General features: G+C 42.6%; 21 protein-coding genes. 7 read left to right on the top strand and 14 right to left on the bottom strand.

Annotation, left to right across the window (positions count from 1 at the left end):
- Positions 1–60 precede the first annotated feature (60 nt).
- From ON006_RS21845 to ON006_RS21825, 5 genes are all read left to right on the top strand, one after another.
- Entirely contained in the window at positions 61–825 is a 765-nt protein-coding gene (locus ON006_RS21845) for a 3-keto-disaccharide hydrolase (RefSeq protein ID WP_244824936.1), read from the top strand.
- A gap of 120 nt (positions 826–945) precedes the next feature.
- The gene (locus tag ON006_RS21840; RefSeq protein ID WP_244824937.1) at positions 946–1,512 is read left to right on the top strand and encodes a hypothetical protein; all 567 of its coding nucleotides are present in this window, start codon (positions 946–948) and stop codon (positions 1,510–1,512) included.
- Positions 1,513–1,606: 94 nt separating this feature from the next.
- Positions 1,607–2,440 (top strand): hypothetical protein, encoded by an 834-nt coding sequence (locus tag ON006_RS21835; protein WP_244824939.1) that lies wholly within the window; start codon positions 1,607–1,609, stop codon positions 2,438–2,440.
- Between the two features lie 137 nt (positions 2,441–2,577).
- The gene (gene glgP, locus ON006_RS21830; RefSeq protein ID WP_244824941.1) at positions 2,578–4,224 is read left to right on the top strand and encodes an alpha-glucan family phosphorylase; all 1,647 of its coding nucleotides are present in this window, start codon (positions 2,578–2,580) and stop codon (positions 4,222–4,224) included.
- Positions 4,225–4,317: 93 nt separating this feature from the next.
- Positions 4,318–4,902 carry a Uma2 family endonuclease gene (locus tag ON006_RS21825; RefSeq protein WP_244824943.1) on the top strand — a complete coding sequence of 195 codons (585 nt, stop codon included), beginning with the start codon at positions 4,318–4,320 and terminating at the stop codon, positions 4,900–4,902.
- 4 nt (positions 4,903–4,906) lie between these two features.
- Here the strand turns inward: ON006_RS21825 and ON006_RS21820 are convergent, their stop codons facing one another.
- The 12 genes from ON006_RS21820 to ON006_RS21770 all read right to left on the bottom strand — a co-directional run bounded on the left by ON006_RS21820 (position 4,907) and on the right by ON006_RS21770 (position 14,664).
- Entirely contained in the window at positions 4,907–5,812 is a 906-nt protein-coding gene (locus tag ON006_RS21820) for an SDR family oxidoreductase (protein ID WP_244824945.1), read from the bottom strand.
- 13 nt (positions 5,813–5,825) lie between these two features.
- Positions 5,826–6,533, bottom strand: a complete 708-nt coding sequence (locus ON006_RS21815) for a peptidylprolyl isomerase (RefSeq protein WP_244824947.1) — start codon at positions 6,531–6,533, stop codon at positions 5,826–5,828.
- Between the two features lie 5 nt (positions 6,534–6,538).
- Positions 6,539–7,135: a hypothetical protein gene (locus ON006_RS21810; protein ID WP_244824949.1), complete on the bottom strand. Its 597-nt coding sequence runs from the start codon at positions 7,133–7,135 to the stop codon at positions 6,539–6,541.
- A gap of 123 nt (positions 7,136–7,258) precedes the next feature.
- On the bottom strand, positions 7,259–8,683 hold the full coding sequence (locus tag ON006_RS21805; RefSeq protein WP_244824951.1) for a BamA/TamA family outer membrane protein: 1,425 nt from the start codon (positions 8,681–8,683) through the stop codon (positions 7,259–7,261).
- 188 nt (positions 8,684–8,871) lie between these two features.
- Positions 8,872–9,225: a hypothetical protein gene (locus ON006_RS21800; protein WP_244824953.1), complete on the bottom strand. Its 354-nt coding sequence runs from the start codon at positions 9,223–9,225 to the stop codon at positions 8,872–8,874.
- A gap of 214 nt (positions 9,226–9,439) precedes the next feature.
- On the bottom strand, positions 9,440–10,582 hold the full coding sequence (locus ON006_RS21795) for an RHS repeat domain-containing protein (protein ID WP_244824954.1): 1,143 nt from the start codon (positions 10,580–10,582) through the stop codon (positions 9,440–9,442).
- Between the two features lie 183 nt (positions 10,583–10,765).
- Positions 10,766–11,059 carry a hypothetical protein gene (locus ON006_RS21790; RefSeq protein WP_244824956.1) on the bottom strand — a complete coding sequence of 98 codons (294 nt, stop codon included), beginning with the start codon at positions 11,057–11,059 and terminating at the stop codon, positions 10,766–10,768.
- 11 nt (positions 11,060–11,070) lie between these two features.
- Positions 11,071–12,129, bottom strand: a complete 1,059-nt coding sequence (locus tag ON006_RS21785) for an RHS repeat domain-containing protein (RefSeq protein WP_267609904.1) — start codon at positions 12,127–12,129, stop codon at positions 11,071–11,073.
- Between the two features lie 236 nt (positions 12,130–12,365).
- Positions 12,366–12,542, bottom strand: a complete 177-nt coding sequence (locus ON006_RS32445; RefSeq protein ID WP_445438772.1) for a DUF7683 domain-containing protein — start codon at positions 12,540–12,542, stop codon at positions 12,366–12,368.
- Between the two features lie 147 nt (positions 12,543–12,689).
- Positions 12,690–12,947: a DUF7683 domain-containing protein gene (locus ON006_RS21780; protein WP_244825185.1), complete on the bottom strand. Its 258-nt coding sequence runs from the start codon at positions 12,945–12,947 to the stop codon at positions 12,690–12,692.
- 7 nt (positions 12,948–12,954) lie between these two features.
- Positions 12,955–13,965 carry a colicin E3/pyocin S6 family cytotoxin gene (locus tag ON006_RS21775; protein WP_244825184.1) on the bottom strand — a complete coding sequence of 337 codons (1,011 nt, stop codon included), beginning with the start codon at positions 13,963–13,965 and terminating at the stop codon, positions 12,955–12,957.
- Between the two features lie 177 nt (positions 13,966–14,142).
- Positions 14,143–14,664 carry a hypothetical protein gene (locus tag ON006_RS21770; RefSeq protein ID WP_267609903.1) on the bottom strand — a complete coding sequence of 174 codons (522 nt, stop codon included), beginning with the start codon at positions 14,662–14,664 and terminating at the stop codon, positions 14,143–14,145.
- 82 nt (positions 14,665–14,746) lie between these two features.
- Here ON006_RS21770 and ON006_RS21765 point away from each other — a divergent pair, with 82 nt between their 5' ends.
- Both ON006_RS21765 and ON006_RS21760 read left to right on the top strand, forming a co-directional pair.
- Positions 14,747–15,031: a transposase gene (locus tag ON006_RS21765; RefSeq protein ID WP_244825190.1), complete on the top strand. Its 285-nt coding sequence runs from the start codon at positions 14,747–14,749 to the stop codon at positions 15,029–15,031.
- Between the two features lie 5 nt (positions 15,032–15,036).
- The gene (locus ON006_RS21760; RefSeq protein WP_267609902.1) at positions 15,037–15,867 is read left to right on the top strand and encodes an IS3 family transposase; all 831 of its coding nucleotides are present in this window, start codon (positions 15,037–15,039) and stop codon (positions 15,865–15,867) included.
- Positions 15,868–16,086: 219 nt separating this feature from the next.
- On the opposite strand, the gene ON006_RS21755 is transcribed toward ON006_RS21760, so the two are convergent.
- Both ON006_RS21755 and ON006_RS21750 read right to left on the bottom strand, forming a co-directional pair.
- Positions 16,087–16,917, bottom strand: coding sequence for an IS3 family transposase (locus tag ON006_RS21755; RefSeq protein WP_267609902.1), 831 nt, complete (start codon positions 16,915–16,917; stop codon positions 16,087–16,089).
- Between the two features lie 5 nt (positions 16,918–16,922).
- Positions 16,923–17,207, bottom strand: coding sequence for a transposase (locus ON006_RS21750; RefSeq protein WP_244825190.1), 285 nt, complete (start codon positions 17,205–17,207; stop codon positions 16,923–16,925).
- Between the last annotated feature and the right edge of the window lie 22 nt (positions 17,208–17,229).

Here is a 17,229-nt window from a genome sequence, read left to right as displayed (position 1 = left end):
CCTAATGTTGTGTTTTGATATTATTTCAATGTGTTATTAGACTAAAAAGTACTTCCTAAAATGAAAAAATTACTTCTTACCGCGGTCAGCCTTGCATCGGCTTTTGCTGCACATGCCCAATTGCAACCCGCTAAGCAAACGCCCGAATCCAGCGAATCATGGAGCCCGGTCCCTCGTGTTGTGACGCCCGGTAAAATCACTCCTGCCCTTTCCGGTTTTACTGCCCCTTCCGATGCTATCGTGCTATTTGATGGTAAAAACCTGGACGCCTGGGTTTCCGGTAAAGATGGAAAATCGGCTGCTCCATGGACGGTTGGTGACAATGCGATCACGGTTGCGCCGAAATCAGGGGACATCCAAACTAAGCAGACTTTCGGTGATTATCAGCTTCACATCGAATGGCGTACTCCTGCGAAAGTGGAGGGTAGCAGCCAGGGACGTGGTAACAGTGGTATCTTCATGCAGGGTGTCTACGAATTACAGGTACTAGACAGCTATAACAACCCAACTTATTCGAATGGTCAGGCAGGTTCTATTTACAAACAAACCATGCCTTTGGTAAATGCTTCAGTAGGCCCGGGAGAGTGGCAGGTTTATGACGTTATGTACACTGCGCCTCACTTCAATAAAGATGGCCAAATGACACATCCGCCATACATTACGGTGATACACAATGGCGTGCTGGTTCAAAACCATACCGCAATCCAGGGGACAACTCCTTATGTAGGCCAGCCGGTAATCGAGCCTCATGGAAAAGGCCCGATCAAATTGCAGGACCACAACAATACAACCAGTTTCAGAAACATCTGGATCCGCGAATTGTAAGATTCAGAGCGTAAGCAGGTATAATAATTTTAAAGGCTTAATTGACTGAAAACGTCGATTAAGCCTTTTCTGTTTTGCTATATTTATGTTTGATTATTCAATGCAAGCCGAGTGATTACCATGCAGGAGATTGAGCCTTATTACAATTGGGAAAAACATTATGTGGCAAGCCACGACGAACGGTCGCCATTTTATGGAAGGACCTATAACCTGGATCACTATGAAAATGCGATCTATGGTTACTATATACACCCGCTTTGGGACGAAATAGGCTCTGAAACACTTTATGTAAAGATCCTCTACGCTGATTACAACAAACATTATGCAATCATTGAAATGTTTGGAGAATGGAATGACGCTTTACACAACGATATCATGTTTTTCAAACGCCAGGTCGTGGATCCGCTGGTGGACGAGGGCATCAATCAGTTTGTCCTATTAGGAGAGAATGTACTGGATTTTCACGGCAATGAAGACGACTACTATGCCGAATGGTTTGACGATATTGAAGATGGATGGATTGCTGCGGTGAGCTTTCGGGAACACGTGGAAGAACAGTGGAAAAAATTCAGGCTTGATTATTATATCAATTTTGGCGGTACGCTCCATCTGAACAACTGGCGTACTTTGCAGCCCGAGCCCTTTTATGAATTGGTTAAAAATTTGATGATTAGAAGGTTAGAGTAGAGAAAAGGTGGCTCAATTGTTTGCAACGTTGCCAACTCCTTTGTAGATTTCGAATTCATGTCAATCAACTGTTCTTACCTTAAATCTGTTCCCAATGGCCGAAAATGATCAACCTATACCAGAAGATGCGAAAGAATCACTGGAAAATAAAGCCGAAGAGCTGAATGATGCTGCTGCGGATGCAAAAGATGAAGTTGTGGAAAAGGTAGAGGAAATCGAGGCAGAAGGAGTAGCGGTGGCCGACGGAATCAAGTCGGAGGTGTATGAAACACTGGACGATCTGAAAGCCGAGGCCGAAGAAAAGACGGATCTGACCAAGGATGCCGCATTGGAGATCGAAGAGAATGTGGCTGATAAATTGGAAGATCTGGAAACCGAAGCGGAAGAGAAGACTGAGGAGGTAAAGGCGGTAGCGGAAGAAAAGGCAGAGGAAGCCAAAGAAATAGTAGCGACTATCAAAGAAGAGGCGGCGGCAAAAACAGAGGAGGTGAAGGAAGCAGCAGCCGAAAAAGTGGAGGAAGTGGAAGAGGAAGTTGTTGAGAAAGCTGAGGTTGTGGCAGAAAAAGCAGAAGAAGTTAAATCAGGCTTCGCAGTGAAAGCGGAACAACTCCAAAATGAGGTGGAACTGAACATTGCCGCCGGAAAAGTAAAAGCAGAGGAGATTATCTCTGACCTTACTGAAAAAGCAGGGGAGTTGAAAGAGGTAGCAACCGAGAAGTTTGAGGATTTGAAAGAAGATGCAGCGGAGGCATTTGAAGATGTTAAGGAGATAGCAGCTGAAAAATTGGCGGAAGCCCAGGTGAAAGCAGCTGAACTAAAAGCAAAAGCTGCCGAAGAAATAGAGGAATTGAAAGAAGTAGCTTCTGAAAAGTATGTGGAAACAAAGACCAAGGCAAAAGGTTTCTGGGCACGCCTTTTCGGTAAATAATAAATAAAATCGTTCCGGACAGGGCCTGATGAATGTGTTCGTCAGGCCTTTTTTGATAACTAACCTGTTGATTTATATCCTTTTCATTGGCCTGATTTTTTAGGCCATCCATTTGTTCTTCACTAACAACTGCACTAATGTCACAACAAACGTTTTCGCTTCCTTATCAACATCCATTTACTCCGGAGAAGAAATACAAAAAATCAGTCGCTTACTTTTCAATGGAATTCGCCGTCGACCAGGCGTTGAAGATTTATTCCGGCGGGCTCGGATTTCTCGCAGGCTCACATATGCGGAGTGTATATGCATTGAAACAAAACCTGATTGGCATAGGTATGCTGTGGAAACACGGTTATTATGATCAGGGAAGGAAAAAGGACGGTAGTATGCAACCCGAATTTCGTGAGAAAATGTACTCATTCCTGACGGATACCAACATTCGTTTTCAGATTCCCGTAATGGGAAAAGATGTTTGGGTAGCAGCTTATTATCTGGCCCCGGACGTATTTCAGTCTGCGCCACTGTTCTTGCTCACCACGGATACAGACGGTAATGATGAAGCCACACGTGCGATCAGCTACTCATTATATGATTCAGATGTGAGCTACAAAGTGGCGCAATGCATGATTTTGGGAATTGGTGGCGCGAGGCTGTTGGAGGAGCTGGGTTATGAGCCGCAGGTTTATCATCTGAATGAAGCGCACGCAGTGTCAGCTATTTTTCATTTGTTCAAAAAATATAAAAAAGTTGCCGAGGTAAAGAAACGGGTCGTTTTTACAACTCATACGCCTGAGGAAGCTGGGAATGAGAAGCACGAAATCCATTTTCTGGAAAATCTTGGCTTCTTTTCAGGGCTCGATCTGGAAACGGTCAGAAAAATCAGCGGGACAAAAGATAACATTTTCAATCATTCGCTGGCAGCGTTAAGTCTGAGCAGAAAGGCCAATGGTGTTTCCAAACTACATGGCGAAGTTTCGCGCCAAATGTGGAAAGCGTATCCGAAGATTGCTGCAATAGACCACATTACCAATGCGCAAAACAAAACTTACTGGGTCGACAAACAGCTGGAACAGGCCAGGGTTGAGAAAGATTTGGCTAAAATAGCTGCACGTAAAAAAGAACTGAAAGCTGTATTGTTCAAAACAGTCGCAGATCAATGCGGGAAAATCTTCAATCCCGAAGTGCTCACGATTGTGTGGGCGCGCAGGTTCGCAGCCTATAAAAGACCCGATATGCTGGCGTGGGACCTGGAACGGTTTGGTAAATTGATGAGCAATGTAAATCAACCTGTGCAGGTGATATGGGCGGGGAAACCTTATCCGAAAGACGAAGGGGCCATTAATACATTCAATCATTTGTTTTACCTGAGCCATCTTTTTCCAAATGTGGCAGTGCTGACAGGCTACGAGCTGGCACTTTCCAAGTTACTGAAAGATGGCTCGGATGTGTGGCTTAATACACCGGTCGTAACCCGCGAGGCGTCAGGCACGAGTGGTATGACGGCGGCAATGAATGCTTCCCTGAACCTATCCACATTCGACGGCTGGATTTGTGAGTTTGCAAAAGATGGCGACAATTCTTTCCTGCTTCCCGTTGCCCAGGGTGAAAATATCAATAAGCAGGACTGCGACGCATTGATGGAAAAACTCGAAACCACGGTCATTCCAACCTACTATTCAGATCAGGCGAAATGGCAGAAAATGGTACTCAACAGCATGAATGATGTCAATGTAGCGTTCAATTCCGACCGCATGGCGCGGGAGTATTATGAGAAATTGTATTGATATTAGCGCACATTTTAACGGCTTGAAAATGATTTTTAATTGGTAAATTGCTTTCTGAAAAACTTCCGTGATCAATAATAAATATTATCATTAATGAATATGCCGGTAACCATTAAAGTTGGGGACATCATGAGTGAAGAGGAATTCTTTCGGTTCTGCCGGATGAATGACATGCTTGACTTTGAGCGGGATAGTAACGGAAACATTATTTTTATGTCACCAACAGGAAGTTTTACAGGGAGCTTTAATTCTGATATTCTGGTTGAACTGGGCGCGTGGCTGCATAGTCGCAAAATCGCTGGTAAATTATTCGACTCCTCCACCGGCTTTACCCTTCCCAATGGTGCCGTACGGTCTCCTGACATTTCCTGGGTAACAAGAGAAAAATGGGACAAATTATCTAAGGATGACAAGGAGAGGTTTGCACCCATTTGCCCCGATTTTATTGTGGAAATACGGTCCAAGTCAGACGATTTAAAATATCTGAAAGACAAAATGGACGAATACATGGCTAATGGATGTCAGCTAGGATGGCTGATCGACCGGTTTGACGAAAAGGTATACATTTATCAGCCTGATCGTAACATTGAAGAACATAATGGATTGGATGTCCGACTTTCGGGAGAAGCGCTTTTTCCCGGGTTCGTACTCGATCTGAATACGATAGAAAAGTCCTGACCGACTACCCGATCTGTTTTTCAACTAAGGCAATTCCTTCCCGGAAAGTATGTGGCTCGTAGCCTAGTACTTTTCGGGATTTTGTTAAATCGAAACCGGTGCGTGGCGGACGTCGCGCGGGTTGCGAAAAAGCGGAAGCGTCGGTAGGGGAAATGAGCGATTTATCCAGCGAAAAATAATCCGCCGCCATAATAGCCATTTCGTAAGGTGTGAGAAAGTCTTTTCCCGAAATATGGAAAATTCCCTGTGCTTGCTGATCTGCAATCAGGAAACATCCCAATGCAAGATCCTCGGCCAACGTTGGCGTCCGGAACTGGTCAGTCACTACTTTGATCGAATTGCCTTCTTCCAGTGACTTTTTAACCCAAAGAATAATGTTACTGCGGCTCATGTCGTGCGCAATGCCGTATACAAGCACGGTCCGCGTGATGGCCCATTGAATGTCGGAGCTCATAACCGCCTTCTCCGCAGCATACTTGCTCCATCCGTAAAAACTGACAGGATTAGGAAGGTCTTCCTCGCTATATGGCCCCGAGGTACCGTCAAAAATAAAGTCAGTAGACAGGTGTTCGAAGAAAATGTTATACTTTTTGCAAGCCGCGATCAGAATTTCAACAGCTGTTACATTGAGCTTCCAGCACGCATCCTTCTCCATTTCACATTGATCCACATTCGTCATCGCTGCGGTGTGAATGATCACATGGGGACGGGTTGCTGCCAGGACGTGATCCACATCGGCAGGATTCGTAATGTCCATTTCAAGGTACTGATATCCCTCATGAAATGGCAGCCGGTTTTCGCCCCGGGCGGTAGCAATTGTCTCGATGGAAGGTTTTTCAACCAGCATCTCAACCAGTTTCTGACCCAAAAGACCATTCGAGCCGGTAATCAGTATCCGTTTCTTTTCCAATTCGGGGAATGCTTTAAGCCTCGTATTTCCAGCCGTATTTTTTGGTGATTTTCTTCTTCTTCATCTTTTTGACAGACATTTTCATCGAAACGTCTTTTTCAGGACGGTCCCTTTCATCCTTTTCCACAGCCCCGATTTTGTCGATCACCTCCATTCCGTCAATCACCTGACCAAAAACGGTGTAAGCTCCATCCAAGTGAGGGGTACCTCCAATGGTTTCATATACTTTTTTCTGATCATCCGTCAGTTTTCGTGCAGCTCTCGCCGCCTGTTTTTCCAGATCGAGTTTTCCCCATTTTCTGCCCTGGACAATGTAAAACTGGCATCCGCTTGATTCCTTTGCCGGATTATTGTCTCTTGCCGCAGCTAATGCGCCTTTCTGATGGAAAAGTTTAGGGTTAAACTCAGCAGGTATTTTGTAACCATTATCGCCCTTGCCGAGGAAGTCATCCGGTTTTGCATTTTTTGAATTAGGGTCGCCGCCCTGGATCATAAAATCATCAATCACGCGATGGAAAAGCAGATCGTCGTAAAATTTATCATTGACCAATTTGATGAAATTAGCCTTGTGTTTAGGCGTTTCATCAAATAAAATGAGTTTCATCGTTCCCATGCTTGTGGTAATGGTCACGACCTCGTCTTTTTTAGACTTTTTCTGTGCAGAGACTTGTAGGGAAAAAAGGCAGATCACTGCCAGCAATATCGAATTTTTGGTTTTCATAGGTGTTAGTTTGCAGCCAGTACGTTTTTATCCGTAGAAAAGAACTGGAATTTTAGTCCGTAATCTTTCCCTTCCGAAACATCTTCCATGTTTACCCTGACTGATTTATTGTTCCATATTATTTTCTTTGCTTCTTCCTTGGGAGCAGCATAAAGATCGGAGAAATGCTGTTTGCCTGCATTCCAGAGCTGTTTTGTTGCTTCCGGGCTGTTGAGGTAAACGTCAACTGTGATCCTGTTCACCTTTTTGTCTTGCGTCAAAAAATACTGAACGTCGATGGTTTCCAGCTGCGCGGTTTCAGAAGTATATCCGAGATGGTCGGGCGTTTCTTCAAACATTTCGAATGTTTCCGAAGCCTTCACTTTGGCTATTGGGTCGCCAAATGAAATCCCGCGTAAGACCGCACCTTCCGGTGTTTTCTCGCCAGGTCCTATAATTGTCTGAAGCAAGGCGGATTGATCGCTGTTTAGTTCGGCAGGGGCAGGTTCTGACAGTACACCAGAGTCGGACACAGCTTCCGCTTTTTCGTTGGTTTTGCTGTCACAACCGGATCCAATGATTGCGAGCAGCAACATAACAGTACCATATTTTAAAGATTTCATTGATGTAGAGGTTATTTTCATTCAGTTATTGATTGTGTTGATAAAATAGTCATGCCCCGGGTACAAAAACCATGTGGTCAGTAATGCAATTTAACTATAATTCCATTTTTTGCGGAAACGCTTTTAAAATTCCCTTGAAATGTTAAAAAAGAACCTCCTTTCGCCTTTTGCATTTAATGTAAGGTTGAAACGAGCGAGTATATTATAAAATGTTACCAGATCAAGCCCGGCTCCTGCGCCGTACAACATTGAGTTTGCAAGCCTTGTATTGTTGAATTCGGGATAGTTGTTTTTGACATAGCCAGCGTCCGCAAAAGTATTGATATAGGCAGCCAGCGGAATGGTATTAAACTGCCTCACGGGGATAAATGAGAAGTGTTTTTGAAATGAGAACAATTTGTATTTCAATTCGTTTTTGATCAAAGCATAATCCTGGCCGTCGACCACATACAATTCGTAGCCCCGCACCAAATCGTTCCGGTAACCCAGCCCGATAGTTTGCAGGTAAGCCTGGCGCTTTGGAAATGACAGTCTTCCGCGGAGCCCTGTGTTGAAAAACCACCTTTTGGTCAATGGAATATATTTGCGGTAAGACCCATAAAAATACAATGTGTTCACGTCGTCAGAGGGTAGTAGGCCAATTTTGGAAATCTGCAATGCAAAACTCTGACCACGGAGCGCATATTGAACATGATCCCTCTTGTCGTAGCTAAACGTATAGGTTAATTGCAAGTACCGCTGTATTTTCCGACCGTTCAGCAGGTAATTTGGGTTGAGATAAGCGATGGTGTCAGAAATTTTGCTGTAACTCCACCGAAGGTCGGCGGTGTGAAATGTGTAATACTTATTCCTGCGTGTCACGCTGACATACGTAATCGATCTCTCGCGGTTTATATCTTCGCTATTCAGGTATTGGAGTTTATCGCGCCAGGTTCTGAATGCAGTTGTTTTATTGATTGAGTAGGACGTTCCGATGGTAATCCCGGTTTTTTGGGCCTTGTCGAGATAAGGAAGCGTGTAAGCAAGCTCGAATTTGGGAATAAAGCCAAATTCAGCTAAAAAACGCAATTTATCTGCCCGGCCAGTCACATTTCCATAGCTGAGGTAAACGCCGTAAATTGTCCTGGAGAGATCACGTTTACGTTCGTACCACCATTCATTAAAATTCCGGTCAGCAAGCTGAAATACCGGCACAGCGATGAGGTACCAGCGTTCCTTTACCACGATACGGATGTCAGTCCGCACAGAATCGATATTAGGCTGGGTAAGCAGGTCGACGGTCACAAACAGGTTGGTGTTAACGACCTTACGCCGATCAATTTCCAGTTTCTCTTTCAAAATTTCAGCCGTCAGGGTATCCCCCGACCGGATCGCCATTTCGCGCAGGATTATGCTTGTGCGCGTTTTATGGTTGCCTTCCACCTTGATATCACCAATTACAATCGCCGCACTGCTATCCATTACGGCAGTCTGCGAAAGAGCTGGTAGAGAGGTCAATACAATAAAAAACAGAAAGTAAATTTCCTTATAGCACTTAGTTGGGTTCATTCTTCACTGCCCGGTTTCGGTATAGAAACGATACTTTCCATTAATATGATAAACTTTTGGCAAAAATAAGGGAAGTGGGTGAAGATGTGGGGAAATAATGGTTTTTGTGTTTTTTTGGTGGCTTTGGATGGCTGGGAGAAAGGTATTGACAAGCCTACTGGCAGGTCAGTACTTTTCTCCCAGCCAAATTAATCAAGCGAGACGGTTCGCAATTTGTCGATTAAATCACTGTCAGGGGAATCTATTTTCATTTCTGTGGGCACTATTTGTATGTTGTAGCGCCCAGTTGCGTCGAACTGTTTGTAGATAAAGTACGAGGACTTCGAATAGGGCGTGTACTCTCCGAGCATAGCAATGGAGAACTGTAAGAACCGCCTATCTCCTTCAATAAATTCAACGGTGGAAACAACTTTTTCGTCTTTGATAAAGATCAGAAGTGAATTTTCCTCAGTAAGTATCCCCAATCCCCCACTAAACTCCCAAGGTATGCCAATTTGGTTTTCAATCTCTCTTTTCAATACATTGCCTGGAATCGAATACATCTTGTCCCACTTAAATTTCGTCAATGTGTCGAGCCTAAAAAAAGCACGCTCGCCTTTTTTTAGTTTTAGATCGGCTTTCTTGACGACTTCGTTTAGTGCTTACTTAAACTGCATATCTTCGATAGACTTGTATGTTCGCACGTCCGAACAGGCACCCAGTATCAGCATCACTAAGAAAGTTGATGCTACCAGTACTCTATTTTTGATTCGATTATTAATGTTTGAAATCATTTTCCTGTGCCTTCATTTTTTTAATAACATCCCTAATCTTTGATACTTTACTTTCATACTTTTTATCTGACAGATTTACCTTATTCGCGGTTGGATCATTGGTCTTATCAAAAGTAACGATTGTTAACTCACCGTTGAGGCCAGCTTCCAGTACTTTACTTAAAACGTCGGAATTGGAAGCTGTAAAGGACAAGTCTTCTCCGATTTCAATCCCAACCTGGTTATTTGCTAAATCCATGTCAAGAAGTGGGTCTTGCTTTTGGGTCGACTCATTTAAGTTTGCAATTTCGTTGCCGTCCAATTTGCCAACCCGCATGGAAACAAGGGCCGATGCAAATGCATGCTTCACTGCATTTTTCACTCCTCCGTCATGAGGGGATTTTGTTTTATTAGTAGTTTCTCCATTCATCCCGGGACCATTCCCCAGTTTTGCTTCTAGGCCTTCACCTTGCCCTATTACCTTCTGAGCTACTAAAGCATTAATGGGGTGCTTCCTGGCATAATCTTTAAAATGCTCTGGAATTTTATTCCAATCAGATCTCTCCTTTATTGACTCTTTGATTCGATTCCAGAGCCCTTGTCCTGGCCACATTCCATCGGGATCAATAAACCGCATGGGATTATTAAAACCGTATGCATATGGACTCCATCGCCTTCCTTTCTCACTCATGGGATCCATCACTCCCCACCTCCAAACCTCCGGCATATACATCCTAGCACCATAATCCAGCAGCCCCGTCCCAACCTGCAACTCCTTCCCATTATAAAGAAACCGATTCACATTGTTCCTAGCCGAAGGCGTCTGCACCGGAGCATTCCGATCAATCTCCAACCCAAAAGGATAGTAATCCGTCCGCTGCAAAATCCTCCCCCTCTCATCAAAAACCACCCTCACATTACCCAAATAGTCTTTCAGGAAATAATCAAAGCGGATCGTGTCCTTTCGGTACACTGCCTGTCCGTCACTGATTGCCAACCGCTTGAACACATTGCTTTGGTTATATTCAAAATCCCCCGCATATTTAGCAGTCAATGTATCAGCTACATATTTGTGCTTTGTACCGCTGGCATCGTAGTCATAAGTTAGTGTTTTGCCGCCAATCGTTACTGTTTTGCGAAGATCCAAATGATCCTCCGGTTCATTCCTTCGTTTGTCATTGAACCAAAATAGAAACCTGTTAAAGCGTAATATAACAAGTAAAGATATTTAGCGAACGCCAAATATCTCCCCGAACACCTTGCAATTAATCCATTGAAAAGCACTTTGTGTAGATTTTGTAGCTAAAAATGGGAATTTCTAATTAAGGTATTAGTCTCCATAAAAAGCAATATAACAATGATTATCACTCTGGCATTTTTTGGCTAATTCAATTATGAGATTTATCAATTCATTATTTTGTTCAATTCCTTTTAAATAGATCAAATCAGAAATAAGATCTGACATTTGCAAATTGTTAAATATAGTATCTCCATATGGATCAAGATATTTTAGCAATTTAAATGTTTCTTTTTCTGAATTATTTAAATTGACCATTGAAAATTCCTGCTCCAATAATTCTATATCATTTTTATTCTCATCTTCTAATATTACTGTCCAAGCCATGATTTTTAATTTTAAGGTTTACCTGGGGAAGCTGTTACTAAATCTCCAATTGCATTGGTAATAACTGTATAGATTGAGGTTGCTTGTCCGCTAGCTCTATCTGTTCCAATTAATTTACCAGCATCAACAACTCTGGCGTAATTACCATTTGGTTGTCGTAACATTGGTTGTTGGGTTGCTTTTATAATTAAATCCTGAATCTCCGATGCATTAGAAAACTTGCTTTTATTTAACCATTTAGTAATTTGATTTATACTATGTCTATCCAAAGTGTGAGCTAACCCTCTTTGCGTGATATTAATTTTTGGATTTAAGATTCTCGTAATTAAACTCAATTTACCAAAACCAACATCTGGTGGTGTACCAGTAATTGGTGCTACATTGGCGGTAAGAATGCCATTACTGTTGACTTTCTGTCCGTCATATGCTCGCCCATTCCAAATGTAATCCGCCCAATCTGCAACTCCTGATACTAGATACATAACTTGTGTACCAACAGTAGGTGCCGAAATATCAGCATTCGTAGATCTTTTAATACTTACCTGAGCTAATTGAACATCATCCTTAATTACATCAAATTTACTCATGTCAAGATCATTGACATTATAAGTCGTGTCACCGGATGGATCGACGTATAAAAATGGGTTATTCAAACCATATGAATATGGAGAGAAATGCTCAAATACATCTACCGCCCCATCTATACCAGTCATCCTTCCAACCTCAGGCATATACATTCTCGCCCCATAATCTGCAAGCCCCGTCCCAACCTGCAACTCCTTCCCATTATACAGAAACCGGTTCACATTATTCCTAGCCGAAGGTGTCTGCACAGGAGCATTCCGGTCAATCTCCAACGCAAAAGGATAATAATCCGTCCGCTGCAAAATTCTCCCCCTCTCATCAAATACCACCCGGACATTGCCCAAATGGTCTTTCAGGAAATAATCAAAACGAATGGTATCCTTCCTGTAAACAGCCTGCCCGTCACTGATTGCCAACCTTTTAAAAACATTCAGCTGATTATACTCAAAACCACCGTCGTACTTAACAGTCAATGTATCAGCCATATATCCCATTCTTCACAGCTAAATTACTTCTGGAGGCATCACTGACAGCCGATGTAAGCTAAAAAACTGACCGGGGAACTGAAATGCGAAGACAGCATCTTTAAACTCGTCGATAAAATGCTCACCAGCAATAAGTTTGAAGGGTTTATTAATAAAATGAGGCAGCTCTGTTATAGCAAAAATACCCCGGATTGGATTAATCCGGGGGCATGAGATTTAATGCTTAAACTTTTAAATCATTCTTCTGCCGAATATGCTTCTATAAAATATGAATATTTCAAAAAGTCGAAAGAAACAGAGGGCAAGAATTTATGAATCCATTCGACTTGCTCTAAATTAATCTCGTAGGGTTGGTAAAGAAGCGGATCATCTTCTCTAGGAGAGAAAACATTCAGCATCTCTTCAAAAGGGATTATTCAATATTGAAGTCTCCTTGAAAACTATCGTCTAAATTGTTATATTTTGTGATTACTCTCTCGATTTTCATAGCTTCTAACACAGACATCAAACAACCTCAAAATGAGGTCGGCCGATTAGATTTCTGAGATTACTAAGATATGTTAGGTACCTGCTGTAAAACAATCCAATTGATAACTGTACTTCTCAAAATCAAAAGAAAAAGGGAAGTACTTATTTAACGATACTCCAATTTCAGGAGATATATCATATACCATATACATCAAAGGATCATCGGGGTACGGGTCAAATATTGTTTTCAATTCATCTAGACTGATAAGGACTTCAATATTATATTCACTTATTAATGAGTCCGTTTCTTTATCAAACCAGCTTATTAGCCTTTGTACTTCTGTTTCCATAGGTTCCTTAGTTCTGTGTTTTTCTTCCAGGTTCGCGAGGTTTGGTTTGCTCTCCGGTATTAGGATCAAATTCCCCTTTGTGACTTCCTCTTTTATCATAACGCTCAACTCTGCCATGCTGATAATCCCATTCCAAAATATCTCCATCTGGTGTTTTCCACCTAGCTCTACCTGATTTGTTTTTATCTCTCGCTGCTCCTGGGAACCCTGGTAAAGTTCTTGGTGGTATATTGTAGTTCACAGTTGCCGGATTTACCGTCGAACCTTCCCCCGCTGATGTTGGGCTCAAAACAAAAGCCAGCGTCATCAAAGGTATTGTTACACCCACTTTAAGGGCATTCAAACCTACTTGTGGCGCATTTTCGGCAAAGGCACCTAAGCTATACCATAAGGGCAGGCCGATGGTGGTGGCTTCGGAAGGCCTTGCGGCCCGCTCTGCCATTTCTCCCTTGCTATTGTATACGCTGGCGGTTTTCCCATCATAAGTAAATAATTCCTTAGAATCCCGGTAAATATCATATGCTTTGTCCTTGGTACAGCTCGGGCAGTCACCTATTACCCGCTTGTCCATACTCCCAAACCGTGTTCCGCGTTTTAAAATTTCGTCATCTGAGCCGTTAACACTAAATGACATCATGCCATCAGGATCAATATTTGTGACCGGGTTGTTTTCCGTGTAATTATAAGGGGATAGGCTCTGGTCAAACTCTGCCATCGGATCGCTCACACCCCACCTACCAATCTCCGGCATATACATCCTGGCCCCATAATCCAGAAGCCCCGTCCCAACCTGCAACTCCTTCCCATTATACAAAAACCGGTTCACATTATTCCTGCTCGAAGACATCGGCAACGGAGCATTCCGATCAATCTCCAACCCAAATGGATAATAATCCGTCCTCTGCAAAATTTTCCCCTTCTCATCAAAAGTCACCCTCACATTACCCAAATGGTCTTTCAGATAATAGTCAAAACGAATGGTATCCTTCCGGTAAACAGCAGGAGGTGTAGAATGCATTTCATTAACCAGTTGTTAAGGTGATGTCTTTTAGACGGATTCCTTAACAACTGGTTACAGTTTTATGAAAATTTAAAATAACATAACTTATGAGTAATGGGTAGCTTATTTTCTTTAAAAGTCTTCTGAGATTCTAACCAGCAAGAAGCTTCTCTGTAGTTATTATCCCCTGCCAATTTAATCCAGGGAAACCGTTCGCAAATTATTGATCAACTCACTGTCAGGTAGTACTTCTTTATTTTCCGTTGGCACTACTTGAATATTGTACCCGTCTTTTGCGTAAAACTGCTTGTAGATAAAATACGATGATTTCGAATAAGGCATGTTCTCTCCCAGCACACCAATAGAGAACGGTACAAACCGCTTATCCCCATCAATAAATTCAACTGTGGAAACAACTTTTTTATCCTTTATGAAAATCAAAAGTAAATTTCCCTCAGTAATAAATCCCATGCCTCCACCAAACTCCCATGGTATGCCAATTTGCTTTTCAATCTCTCTTTTCAATACATTGCCCGGAATCGAATACATCTTGTCCCACTTAAATTTCGTCAATGTATCGAGCCTAAAAAAAGCGCGCTCGCCTTTTTTTAATTTCAGGTCGGCTTTCTTGACGACTTCGTTCAGTGCATTCTTGAATTGTTTGTCTTCGACAGACTCGAATGTACGGACGTCCGAACAGGTGCCCAGTATGAGCATCACTAAGAAAGTTGATGCTACCAGTATATAATACTCCCCAATAATTGGACAGCTACTAAAATTTCTAATTTAGTAGTTGACTATGAAAAGGGAACGTAGAAAATTCAGCGCGAGCTTCAAGGCCAAAGTGGCCATAGAAGCCATCAAGGAGGTAAGCACCGTCCAGGACTTAGCTTCTAAGTACCAAATCCATCCAACGCAGATTGCGGCCTGGAAACGAGAGTTTTTAGAGAAAGCCGAGTTGGTTTTCGACAAAGAGGCACCGGCAATAAATGAGGCAGAGAACTCTAAGGAGCAGGAACTGTACGCCAAGATCGGGGAGCTTCAGGTCCAGGTGGATTTCCTAAAAAAAGTCTTGGGGAAATGACAACCATGGAAAAACGCGAACTTATTTCTCCGGAATACATCAATCTCAGCGTTTCAGCACAATGTAAACTAATTGGTTTACAGAGGAGTAGCTATTATTTTAAGCCAAAGGGAGAATCGTTGGTAAATCAACGCCTGATGAAAGCCATAGACCGAAAGTTTCTGGAATGTCCATTTTATGGAGTGGAACGCATGACTGATTACCTGCGTGGCTTAGGTTACCACGTTGGAGTAAAGCGTATACGAAGGCTATATAGGCTCATGAATTTGCGCACGATTTATCCCAAACGCAACCTGAGCAAGGCCAAAGCAACAGACTACAAATATCCATATCTGTTAAAGGGCTTGAAAATTGAGTGTCCTAATCATGTCTGGCAGGCCGATATCACCTATATCCCGATGTTTCGTGGATTTATGTACATGTTTGCCATCATCGATGTGTATAGCCGAAGGATTGTCGGATGGAGCATATCGAACACAATGAGCATGGAATGGTGCCGGGAAATCCTCTTGGATACTATTCGTACCGAGGGACGGCCCGAAATATTTAATACCGATCAAGGTAGCCAATTCACTAGCCCCCACTTTGTTAACTCATTGTTAGGCAGTGGCATAAAGGTGTCAATGGATGGGAAGGGAAGAGCACTTGACAACGTTTTCATCGAACGATTTTGGAGGTCGCTCAAACAAGAATATGTATACTTAAACCCTCCCAACGGCGGTATGGATCTGTATAGAGGAGTAAAAACATATGTGGAATTTTACAACGGTCAACGCAAACACACCGGTACTGGATTTATCCCTAATGACTTGTTCTTTGAATCAAAAGCATCTTAATTAAAATTAACTTTATCCATTTGGCTGTCCAGTAAAACGGGAGTGTTTCAGTATTCTATTTTTGATTCGGTTATTAATGTTTAAAATCATCTTCCTGTTTTCTCATAGTTTTAATGATCTCCCTAATTTTCGATACTTGACTTTCATACTTGTTTTCTGACAGATTTACTGAAACACTCCCGTTTTACTGGACAGCCAAATGGATAAAGTTAATTTTAATTAAGATGCTTTTGATTCAAAGAACAAGTCATTAGGGATAAATCCAGTACCGGTGTGTTTGCGTTGACCGTTGTAAAATTCCACATATGTTTTTACTCCTCTATACAGATCCATACCGCCGTTGGGAGGGTTTAAGTATACATATTCTTGTTTGAGCGACCTCCAAAATCGTTCGATGAAAACGTTGTCAAGTGCTCTTCCCTTCCCATCCATTGACACCTTTATGCCACTGCCTAACAATGAGTTAACAAAGTGGGGGCTAGTGAATTGGCTACCTTGATCGGTATTAAATATTTCGGGCCGTCCCTCGGTACGAATAGTATCCAAGAGGATTTCCCGGCACCATTCCATGCTCATTGTGTTCGATATGCTCCATCCGACAATCCTTCGGCTATACACATCGATGATGGCAAACATGTACATAAATCCACGAAACATCGGGATATAGGTGATATCGGCCTGCCAGACATGATTAGGACACTCAATTTTCAAGCCCTTTAACAGATATGGATATTTGTAGTCTGTTGCTTTGGCCTTGCTCAGGTTGCGTTTGGGATAAATCGTGCGCAAATTCATGAGCCTATATAGCCTTCGTATACGCTTTACTCCAACGTGGTAACCTAAGCCACGCAGGTAATCAGTCATGCGTTCCACTCCATAAAATGGACATTCCAGAAACTTTCGGTCTATGGCTTTCATCAGGCGTTGATTTACCAACGATTCTCCCTTTGGCTTAAAATAATAGCTACTCCTCTGTAAACCAATTAGTTTACATTGTGCTGAAACGCTGAGATTGATGTATTCCGGAGAAATAAGTTCGCGTTTTTCCATGGTTGTCATTTCCCCAAGACTTTTTTTAGGAAATCCACCTGGACCTGAAGCTCCCCGATCTTGGCGTACAGTTCCTGCTCCTTAGAGTTCTCTGCCTCATTTATTGCCGGTGCCTCTTTGTCGAAAACCAACTCGGCTTTCTCTAAAAACTCTCGTTTCCAGGCCGCAATCTGCGTTGGATGGATTTGGTACTTAGAAGCTAAGTCCTGGACGGTGCTTACCTCCTTGATGGCTTCTATGGCCACTTTGGCCTTGAAGCTCGCGCTGAATTTTCTACGTTCCCTTTTCATAGTCAACTACTAAATTAGAAAT

The sequence above is a fragment of the Dyadobacter pollutisoli genome (genome assembly GCF_026625565.1).
Classification (GTDB): Bacteria; Bacteroidota; Bacteroidia; order Cytophagales; family Spirosomataceae; genus Dyadobacter; species Dyadobacter pollutisoli.
The sequence above is the reverse complement of the archived record's forward strand: the minus strand, read 5'-3'. Positions and strand labels throughout refer to the sequence as shown.

Bases quoted from the DNA above. Each gene is read 5' to 3' on its own strand.
- ON006_RS21845 (WP_244824936.1), top strand. From the start codon at position 61: ATGAAAAAATTACTTCTTACCGCGGTCAGCCTTGCATCGGCTTTTGCT.
- ON006_RS21840 (WP_244824937.1), top strand. From the start codon at position 946: ATGCAGGAGATTGAGCCTTATTACAATTGGGAAAAACATTATGTGGCA.
- ON006_RS21835 (WP_244824939.1), top strand. From the start codon at position 1,607: ATGGCCGAAAATGATCAACCTATACCAGAAGATGCGAAAGAATCACTG.
- glgP (WP_244824941.1), top strand. From the start codon at position 2,578: ATGTCACAACAAACGTTTTCGCTTCCTTATCAACATCCATTTACTCCG.
- ON006_RS21825 (WP_244824943.1), top strand. From the start codon at position 4,318: ATGAATATGCCGGTAACCATTAAAGTTGGGGACATCATGAGTGAAGAG.
- ON006_RS21815 (WP_244824947.1), bottom strand. From the start codon at position 6,533: ATGAAAACCAAAAATTCGATATTGCTGGCAGTGATCTGCCTTTTTTCC.
- ON006_RS21810 (WP_244824949.1), bottom strand. From the start codon at position 7,135: ATGAAATCTTTAAAATATGGTACTGTTATGTTGCTGCTCGCAATCATT.
- ON006_RS21805 (WP_244824951.1), bottom strand. From the start codon at position 8,683: ATGAACCCAACTAAGTGCTATAAGGAAATTTACTTTCTGTTTTTTATT.
- ON006_RS21800 (WP_244824953.1), bottom strand. From the start codon at position 9,225: ATGTATTCGATTCCAGGCAATGTATTGAAAAGAGAGATTGAAAACCAA.
- ON006_RS21790 (WP_244824956.1), bottom strand. From the start codon at position 11,059: ATGGCTTGGACAGTAATATTAGAAGATGAGAATAAAAATGATATAGAA.
- ON006_RS21785 (WP_267609904.1), bottom strand. From the start codon at position 12,129: ATGGCTGATACATTGACTGTTAAGTACGACGGTGGTTTTGAGTATAAT.
- ON006_RS21780 (WP_244825185.1), bottom strand. From the start codon at position 12,947: ATGGAAACAGAAGTACAAAGGCTAATAAGCTGGTTTGATAAAGAAACG.
- ON006_RS21775 (WP_244825184.1), bottom strand. From the start codon at position 13,965: ATGCATTCTACACCTCCTGCTGTTTACCGGAAGGATACCATTCGTTTT.
- ON006_RS21770 (WP_267609903.1), bottom strand. From the start codon at position 14,664: ATGCTCATACTGGGCACCTGTTCGGACGTCCGTACATTCGAGTCTGTC.
- ON006_RS21765 (WP_244825190.1), top strand. From the start codon at position 14,747: ATGAAAAGGGAACGTAGAAAATTCAGCGCGAGCTTCAAGGCCAAAGTG.
- ON006_RS21760 (WP_267609902.1), top strand. From the start codon at position 15,037: ATGGAAAAACGCGAACTTATTTCTCCGGAATACATCAATCTCAGCGTT.
- ON006_RS21755 (WP_267609902.1), bottom strand. From the start codon at position 16,917: ATGGAAAAACGCGAACTTATTTCTCCGGAATACATCAATCTCAGCGTT.
- ON006_RS21750 (WP_244825190.1), bottom strand. From the start codon at position 17,207: ATGAAAAGGGAACGTAGAAAATTCAGCGCGAGCTTCAAGGCCAAAGTG.